Below are 8740 nucleotides of genomic sequence, written 5' to 3' on the forward strand. Positions count from 1 at the left end.
CTTTTAACATGTCGTAACTTTTCATTACGAAACGTGTCGCACCATTAAAATTATCGTAAACTTTATCAATCTCATATTTTTGTGCAAATTCAAGGGCTTTACTGTGTGTTCTATTTCCTACTGAATATATTTTTTTCCCAGCTTTTTTTAAAGCTACAGCCATTTCGTTAGCAACTACTCCCGTTCCTAAAATTCCCCAATTTAAATCCTTTTTCTGCATTTTTTTTATTCTCCCTATTATTTAATCAGTTCTATAGCAGTAGTATAAAGGAATTTGCTTTTTAATACAAGAATACATTTATAATTTTTCTATTTATTATCAATGAATTTTAAAATCTTAGCTGGGACACCAGCAATTATACAGTTAGGTGGAAAGTTTTTTGTAACAACTGCTCCTGCTGCAACTATAACATTATCTCCTAAAGTAACTCCTGGTAAAATTGAAACATTTCCACCTATCCAAACTCCTTTTCCAATCTCTATCGGTTTCGGATACAGATTTCCTCTTTTTTCTGGTTCTATTCCATGATTTAATGTTGCTAAAACAACATTTGGACCAATCAAAGTCCCATCTCCTATTTTTATTCCCCCTTGATCTTGAAACTGACAATTTGAATTGATGAATACATCTTTTCCTATTGTAATATTTTTTCCACAGTTAGTATGAAATGGTGGAAATAGTGCAAACGAGTCATCAACCTTTTTTCCAATTATTTTAGAAAATATCTTACGAACCTCTTCGGCTGTATGATATTTATTATTTAATTCTGAAGTTAACTTCAAAACCTCTTGTGTTAAATTAATCATACATCTATGCACATCTGAATTCGCAACAACCTCTTTTCCACTATTCATATATTTTAAAAAATTTTCTAATGTCATATGTACCTCCATAAACTCTATTTTATTATTTAAATATACTTTATCAAAATATATTTAGAATAACAAATACCTATTTTAAATATATCATTATGCTTGAAAAGCATATAAAAATATTATATAATTTACCAAAATAATTTTAGGAGGTATGAATGGAGCTTAGAATTTTAAAGTATTTTTTAGCAATAGCAAGAGAAGGAAGTATTATAAAAGCCGCTGAAACTTTATATATAACTCAACCAACACTTTCAAGACAAATCATAGATCTTGAAGATCAACTCGGAACTAAACTTTTAGTACGTGGGAATAAAAATAAAAAAATTACTTTAACAGAGGATGGTATTAGGTTTCGTAAGAGAGCTGAAGAGATTGTAGAACTAGCTGAACGAACAGAGATGGAGTTTAAAACTCAAAGTGAAGAGATTAGTGGTGATATATATATTGGTGGTGGCGAAACCGATTCTATGAGATTTATTGCCAAAACTATGATTAAACTTCAAAAGCAATATCCCAATATTCATTTTCATTTATATAGTGGAAATGCAGATGACATCACTGAAAAACTAGATAATGGACTATTGGATTTTGGAGTTTTAATTGGACCAGCTAGTTTAGAAAATTATAACTATTTAAAGTTTCCAACAACAGATATCTGGGGATTACTTATGAAAAAAAACTCTTCTATGGCCTCTAAAAAATATATAAAAATAAATGATTTAGAAAATATACCACTTATTGTATCTAATCAATCTTTAGTTGAAAACCAAATAGCAGGATGGGGAATAAAAGATTTTAGTAAACTTAATATAGTCGGAACATATAATCTTGTTTTTAATGCATCTCTTATGGTTGATGAAGGTTTCGGATACGCTCTTTGTCTAGATAAGCTTGTAAATACATCCTGCGAAAGTACTTTATGTTTTAAGCCACTTAGCCCTATTTTAGAAGTAAATTTAGATATAATTTGGAAAAAGAATCAAGTCTTCTCTAAAGCTGCTGCAAAGTTCCTAGAGTTTTTAGCAATTGAATTTAATCAAAAATAAATCTAAAAAATTATATGCTTTAAAAGCATTAAAGGGTATTCGATATAAGTATTAGATATGTTAAAGCTCATATTATATAATATCTTTAAATCAATAATTAGATTTTTAAATATTTATATTAATGGAGGTTAAATTGAAAAAAATATTTTTAACTCTTATGAGTGTTTTGGTTTTAAATTTAGGAGGAGAAGTGGTTATGGCAAAAGATGTAAAAATGAATGATGTTACTGTTACGACTACTTGGGATAAAGTTTTCCAAAAAAGTAATAAAGTAGACCATAAAAAAGTAACATTTAAAAATCGTTACGGTATAACTTTAGTTGGAGATTTATTCATGCCCAAAAATATTACTGGGCAAAAATTACCTGCAATTGCTATTAGTGGACCATTTGGAGCTGTGAAAGAGCAATCATCTGGATTATATGCACAGACAATGGCTGAGCGTGGATTTGTTACAATCGCATTTGATCCATCATATACTGGTGAAAGTGGAGGAGAACCTAGAAATTTAGCATCACCTGAAATAAATACTGAAGACTTTAGTGCTGCTGTAGATTTTTTAGGATTACAATCTTTTGTTGACCGTGAGCGTATTGGAGTTATTGGAATCTGTGGATTTGGTGGAATGGGATTAAGTGCTGCTGCTATGGATACAAGAATAAAAGCTGTTGCTACGTCTGTTATGTATGATATGAGTCGTGCTATGGGACATGGTGTTGGAGATGGAAAAGATCGTTACGATCTTGCACAACGTAAAGCTGTTTTAAACTATTTAAATGAACAGCGTTGGGTAGATGCTGCTAATGGAACTTTTGCAACTGGACCTCATGATATTTTTGTTGATGAGAATGGAAATATTTTACCAGGAGAAAACCGTATACTACCTGAAAATTTACCTGAAAATCCACATCCAGTTTTAAAAGAGTTCTTCGATTACTACCGTGAAAAATTAGGATATCACAAAAACTCTTTAAACTCAAACTCTGCATGGAATGCTACAATGCCTTTATCATTTATGAACTTCCCTCTATTAACATATATTGATGAGATATCACCTCGTCCAATACTATTTGTTGCTGGAGAAAATGCTCACTCTCTTTACTTCAGTGAAGATGCATATAAAGCTGCTGCTGAGCCTAAAGAGTTATTTGTTGTTCCTAATGCTAATCATGTAGATTTATACTTTGATATGAATAAGATTCCATTTGATAAGTTAGAAAACTTCTTTAAAACTAATTTAAAATAATTTACAAATATAGTATACAAAATAAGAAAGGTAGGCTCTAGTGAATTAGAGCCTACCTTTTTTATTTTCTTAATTTTTTAACAGCCTCTCTTGTAACAATAAGTTTTTTCTCAATCTCTTCAAAGTTATCTCTTGCAATACCTATGAACAACATATCTATTATAGCCAGTTGAGAAATTCTAGAGCTCATTGCTCCCTCTCTCAAAGATTTTTCTACAAAAGGTATCTTTAAAGTTATATCTGAAAGTTTTTCTAGCTCATTATTTACACTAGCTTTAGTTATCGAAATAATTGGTATTTTATTTTTTCGAGCGTTTTCTACACAAGTCAATACCTCAGCTGTCTCTCCAGAATATGATATTGCTACTGCTACATCCCCTGGCTCCATCAATACAGAAGAGGTTATTTGAAGATGTGTATCTGTATGAAGAGTACATCTTTTATTAATTCTATTTAATTTATAGTAAAAATCAAGTCCAACCAATCCAGAAACACCGATACTATATATATAAATATTTTTAGCATCTATCAAAAGATTAATTGCTTTATCTAGATCTTTTTCATCTATCAGCTTTACAGTTTTCTCCATAACACTATCTATGGATTCTTTTACACCATATATAATATCTTTTGTTTTTAAATCTTTATCTAAATATTCGAATCTTGAATTTTTTTCTATCTCATTAGAACTAAGTTTTAAACTTAATTTTAACTCATTCAAGCTTGAAAATCCTAATTTTTTTGAAAATCTCACAACTGTAGGTGCTGAAGTCTTTGTTAAATCTCCAATCTCTTTAGCTGATAATTTTATAATACTCTCTTCATTTTCAAGAAAATATTTTGATATTAATTTTTCTCTATCTGTAAAACTATTATAGTTTTGCTTTAAATATTCCAATATATTCAATTTAATCACTTCCTACAAATATACAGATGCTCATTAGATTTTAAAATAAAATCTTTTGCCATCTTTTATATATTTTAACAGATAAAGGTCTTCTTGTAAAATAGATGCTACCACATTTGTTCTTTCATCTTCTTTAAGATTTGATAAAACTATCTGAAGTTCTCCCATATATCTAAAATAGCCAGAGTTATCAATTGTTATATCTCCATATTTTTTATCACTTGTGTTATCGGCTTTTATTTTTTTCTCATTTAAAAGCAATCTACTTTCATTTGCTCTAATAGCATCTCTAGCAGAGTCTGTTCTTGATGAGTATATATTTTTTAATAACTCTATACATGTCTGTTCCCCTGTTTTCAGTTTTATTCTTAACTCTACTGCATCTTTATTCAATGATGAAAGCTCTTCTAACTCTTTCATACTTGGTAAAGAATCACCTATAAATACACCATCATTTCCCATTGCAAAAAGATGATTTGCAGCAACTTTAACCTCTATTCCTCTATGATCTTCTAAGGTAGGAAGTCCATCTTTCATTGGACTTCTTTTTCTGTTGTTGGATTGAACAAAAGCTGATATCTTTATTTTACGATCTTTTAAAAGATTATTTTTTTGAATCATACACTCTTCAGATATCCCTGTATTAACTCTTAGATAAAAATTATGAAGAGCATCTATATTCTTATAATCAGGATTTAATTTATCTAACTCCTCTAAAAATTCTTTTGTCACTGTTGAAGCATTGAGTTGTATTCCTATATCAAAATCATTCTTACTCATAGTTGATATCTCCTCAACCGTATAACCAAAATCTATTCTTATAGTTTTAACCCCAAGTTCTTTTAATCCTTTTAAATCCATATTTTCTAGCTCTAAAAACTTAAATGTATTTGGAGATATATCACTTATTATATCCATATTGTACTCTTTAGCTAGTTTAAAAAAATCTTTAACTTCGGTTTTTAAAACTTCATAGTTTGCTTCTGGAATATGTAAAGATGAAAAAATTCTAGTAAATCCTAATTTATAAGCTGATTTTAACAATTCAATATTTTCCTCTTTTGTATTATCTAAACCAAAATATACTGAAAATCCAAAGCACATATTTTTCTCCTTTAATCTAATTATTATTCAGTTGGATCATCAAATCCTAGCATTCCTGTAAATATATACCCAGCTATGTAAGAAACTACAACTCCTATTAAAAATACAAACATTTTACCATCAGCTATCAATAATGCTAAAGGTAATCCTGAAACTCCCATAGCGACAGCTCCAACTTTGAAAAATGCCATAACTGCTCCACCAACACCAGCACCTAAACATGCTGCTGTAAATGGTTTTCCTAGTGGTAATGTAACCCCATATATCAAAGGTTCTCCTATCCCTAAGAATCCAGCTATTAATCCATTTTTAGCTATTTTCTTTAATCTTTCATTTTTTGTTTTTCTATAAACAGCAATTGTTGCTCCTACTTGGGCCATTCCACTAGTTGCTAGAACTGGAAGTAAAACTGTGTATCCAACATTGCTTATCAAATCAGCATGAATCGGTGTCAACGCTTGATGCATTCCTGTCATAACTAAAGGTAGGAATAAAGCTCCTGAAATAGCTCCTGATAAAACAGAGATAAGGATATTCTGTGATGATAATGTTTGACCTATAATAACTCCTATAGAATCAGATATAAATCCACCAATTGGTTGTAAAATTAATAAGGCTGCCATAACTGATATTGTTAAAGTTAAAAGTGGTGTTACAAATAGATCTAAAACATCTGGTACTATTTTTTTCAATGATTTCTCTATGTAACAAGCTATAACAACAACCAAAATTACAGATATAATTCCTCCTCTACCTGGAGTCAATTGAGAACCAAAAAGAGTTATTCCTGCTAAAGCAGATGAAGATAAAATACCTCCAAGAACTCCACCCATCATAGGCATTTGAGAACCAAACTCTTTAGCTGCATTCACACCCACAAGAACAGAGAGTATTGAAAATACACTACTTCCTATAAGAGAAACTATTTTTGCTGTTGTTGTAAGTTTGTATGCATCACCAAAATATACTCCTGCTATATTATTTATTGCTAAAACCAATCCACATGAAACAAATAATGGTATCAAAGGAATAAATGTTGCTCCTAATTTTTTCAAAATATTTTTTACAGCTGTATCATTTTTTGATTTAAGTTTTTCTTTTGTTTCCTTTACAGCATCCTCACCAAATTTAGTTTCATTTATTTTAGTTAAATTTTTTACTTCTGCTGTCACTTTACTAACTTTTCCAGGACCATATATAACCTGAAGCTGTCCTTCAGCTTCAACAACTCCTAAAACTCCTTCTGATTTTTCAAGAGAAACCATATTGATTTTTGAATAATCTTTAAGCTCTAATCTGCAACGAGTCATACAACTTTGAACAGATAATATATTTTCTTTTCCACCAACTAAACCAACTAAGCCTTGAGCAATCTCTTTATTTGTCATCTTTATCTCCCCTTATCAATATTAATTTAAATCATTTAAAGCTTTTGCAATATAACCATCATGTTTTTCTAACTTATTTTTTGCTTCATCTAAACTTAATTTTGACAAAATCATAAATATTGCTAATTTTACATTTGATTTTGTTTCATTTAAATATTCTGCTGCGATATCTGTATCTACCCCTGTTGCTTCTGATACTATTTTCTTTGCTCTTTCAACTAACTTTTCATTTGTTGACTGCACATCAACCATTAGATTCCCATAAACTTTTCCTAATTTTATCATTGAACCAGTTGATAGCATATTCAAAACTAATTTTTGAGCTGTTCCTGACTTCAATCTTGTTGATCCTGTTACAACCTCTGGTCCTACTACTGGTGAGATAGCTATTTGAGCTGTATTAGCTACTAGAGAATTAGCATTACAAGTTACTGAAATTGTAAGTGCTCCTATTTCGTTTGCATACTCTAATCCACCTATTACATATGGGGTTCTACCTGATGCAGCCAATCCTACTATCACATCTAATTTTGTTATATTCTTTTCTTTTAAATCATTAATAGCCAACTCTTCCGAATCTTCAGCACCCTCTTGGGCTCTAAATATGGCTTCTTGTCCACCAGCTATTACTCCTTGAACTAACTCTTCTGAAACACCATACGTCGGTGAGCACTCTGATGCATCTAAAATTCCAAGTCTTCCTGATGTACCCGCTCCAATATATATAAGCCTTCCACCTTTTTTTAATCTCTCAACAATTCCATCAATAGCTTCAGCAATTTGCGGTAACTCTTTTTCTACTGCTTCAGCAACTTTTTTATCCTCATCATTTATTTTTTTTACCATTTCAATTGTAGAAACTCTATCTATATCTAAAGTATTTTGATTTCTACTCTCCGTTGTTAAACTTTTTAAATTTAATCTGTCTTTTTCCACTATTATCCCTCCAAAATGTAAAAGTTTAAATCACTTTCTTATTATAAAATCATAATATCACTTTTAAAACGTTATTTCAATATTTTTTTTATAAAAAGAAATAACGTTTCTTGTTTTTGCTTTTTAAACTCTTATTTTATCTATAATTAAGTTGTTATTTTTCATTGTAATAACTACTCTATAGATATTCTCATCTCTTTTAGGATAATCTTCTCTATAATGAGCTCCTCTACTTTCATTTCTTTCTAACATTGATTTTAAAAGTAATTTTGCAACTTCAATTTTTAAATATATATCAATATAATCAAATTTAGTCTCCTTATCATAATTGAAATACTGTTTCAAATTTTCTAATTTTAAAATCCCATCTTCTAGGTTTTTAGCATCTCTTTTTATCCCACCATGTGCCCCCATAATTTTTTTTAATTCTAAAATAATCTCATCTCTACTCTTTATTTCATTGACTTGAGTTTGAAAAGGTAAGATTTCATCTAACCATTTTGTAAATTCTTTTAAGTTTTTATCAGTATCAAACTTTTGAATATCTAATTTTTCAATATACTTTTTAGCTTTTAATACGGCTCTATTTCCAAAAACTAAAGCTCCTCCAACAGAATTTCCACCCAAACGATTTGCACCCTCTACACTTGATGATAACTCACCAATTGCATATAATCCATTTACACAAGTCTCTCCACTATCACTAACTAAAATTCCACCATTACAACCATGAGCAAATGGAGCAAGTACAATCTTATCTCTACACATGTCTATTCCCATAATTTCTTTTAACCATTTTAAATAAACTACATAAAACTCTCCTGAATCTTTATATAAATCTTTACTAAATTTTAATTCGACACCTTTATTACTATTGTTTATAGATTCAATCATAGTTAAATCTATCTCAGAACTTTTAAAATCACAACTAAATGGTGCATATTCGCTTCTTTCTTCCCACATTTTTTTTGTGTCACTATTTTCTATTCCTGGATATATCAATTTTCCAAATAAATCATACATTCCTGTAACATATTTAGCCGTATGTTCTCCATAAAGTGTATTATACTTAGGTGTTATAAATGCTGGAATAAATTGAATAAATTCCATATTCGTTACTTTTGCACCAGCATCTAAAGCAACTATATGCCCTATTCCATCAACATCTTCTGGATATAGATTATTTTCATAGTGCGACACGTTTCGTAATGAAAAGTTACGACATGTTAAAAGTAGC

The 8740-nt window shown here is 29.9% G+C and carries 9 protein-coding genes; 2 read left to right on the top strand and 7 right to left on the bottom strand.

The features are described 5' to 3' along the window. Both Q0O83_RS11390 and Q0O83_RS11395 read right to left on the bottom strand, forming a co-directional pair. A partial coding sequence (locus Q0O83_RS11390; RefSeq protein WP_294097197.1) for an NAD(P)-binding domain-containing protein occupies positions 1 to 220 on the bottom strand: 220 nt, incomplete at its 3' end. An 89-nt stretch (positions 221 to 309) separates the two neighbouring features. Continuing rightward, a complete protein-coding gene (locus tag Q0O83_RS11395; RefSeq protein WP_294097199.1) occupies positions 310 to 882 on the bottom strand; it encodes a sugar O-acetyltransferase in 573 nt (190 codons plus the stop codon). Between the two features lie 149 nt (positions 883 to 1031). On the opposite strand from Q0O83_RS11395, the gene Q0O83_RS11400 reads away from it, so the two are divergent. Together Q0O83_RS11400 and Q0O83_RS11405 are read left to right on the top strand one after the other, a co-directional pair. Then, entirely contained in the window at positions 1032 to 1922 is an 891-nt protein-coding gene (locus tag Q0O83_RS11400; RefSeq protein ID WP_294097201.1) for a LysR family transcriptional regulator, read from the top strand. A 133-nt stretch (positions 1923 to 2055) separates the two neighbouring features. Further along, positions 2056 to 3168 (top strand): alpha/beta hydrolase, encoded by a 1113-nt coding sequence (locus Q0O83_RS11405; protein ID WP_294097205.1) that lies wholly within the window; start codon positions 2056 to 2058, stop codon positions 3166 to 3168. Between the two features lie 61 nt (positions 3169 to 3229). Here Q0O83_RS11405 and Q0O83_RS11410 read toward each other — a convergent pair whose 3' ends face one another. From Q0O83_RS11410 to Q0O83_RS11430, 5 genes are all read right to left on the bottom strand, one after another. Continuing rightward, a complete protein-coding gene (locus tag Q0O83_RS11410; RefSeq protein WP_294097207.1) occupies positions 3230 to 4084 on the bottom strand; it encodes a MurR/RpiR family transcriptional regulator in 855 nt (284 codons plus the stop codon). Positions 4085 to 4108: 24 nt separating this feature from the next. Then, complete coding sequence (locus Q0O83_RS11415; RefSeq protein WP_294097209.1) at positions 4109 to 5179, bottom strand: MupG family TIM beta-alpha barrel fold protein; 1071 nt, start codon at positions 5177 to 5179, stop codon at positions 4109 to 4111. Between the two features lie 23 nt (positions 5180 to 5202). Continuing rightward, positions 5203 to 6567, bottom strand: a complete 1365-nt coding sequence (locus Q0O83_RS11420) for a PTS transporter subunit EIIC (RefSeq protein ID WP_294097211.1) — start codon at positions 6565 to 6567, stop codon at positions 5203 to 5205. Positions 6568 to 6588: 21 nt separating this feature from the next. Beyond that, on the bottom strand, positions 6589 to 7503 hold the full coding sequence (murQ, locus tag Q0O83_RS11425; protein WP_294097212.1) for an N-acetylmuramic acid 6-phosphate etherase: 915 nt from the start codon (positions 7501 to 7503) through the stop codon (positions 6589 to 6591). A 123-nt stretch (positions 7504 to 7626) separates the two neighbouring features. Further along, positions 7627 to 8740, bottom strand: a 1114-nt coding sequence (locus Q0O83_RS11430) for an FAD-binding protein (RefSeq protein ID WP_294097213.1), incomplete at its 5' end; no start/stop codon positions are given.

Origin of the sequence: uncultured Cetobacterium sp. (assembly GCF_945952365.1) — a bacterium.
In the GTDB taxonomy this organism is placed as follows: domain Bacteria; phylum Fusobacteriota; class Fusobacteriia; order Fusobacteriales; family Fusobacteriaceae; genus Cetobacterium_A.

Bases quoted from the DNA above. Each gene is read 5' to 3' on its own strand.
- Q0O83_RS11415 (WP_294097209.1), bottom strand. From the start codon at position 5,179: ATGTGCTTTGGATTTTCAGTATATTTTGGTTTAGATAATACAAAAGAG.
- Q0O83_RS11400 (WP_294097201.1), top strand. From the start codon at position 1,032: ATGGAGCTTAGAATTTTAAAGTATTTTTTAGCAATAGCAAGAGAAGGA.
- Q0O83_RS11395 (WP_294097199.1), bottom strand. From the start codon at position 882: ATGACATTAGAAAATTTTTTAAAATATATGAATAGTGGAAAAGAGGTT.
- Q0O83_RS11420 (WP_294097211.1), bottom strand. From the start codon at position 6,567: ATGACAAATAAAGAGATTGCTCAAGGCTTAGTTGGTTTAGTTGGTGGA.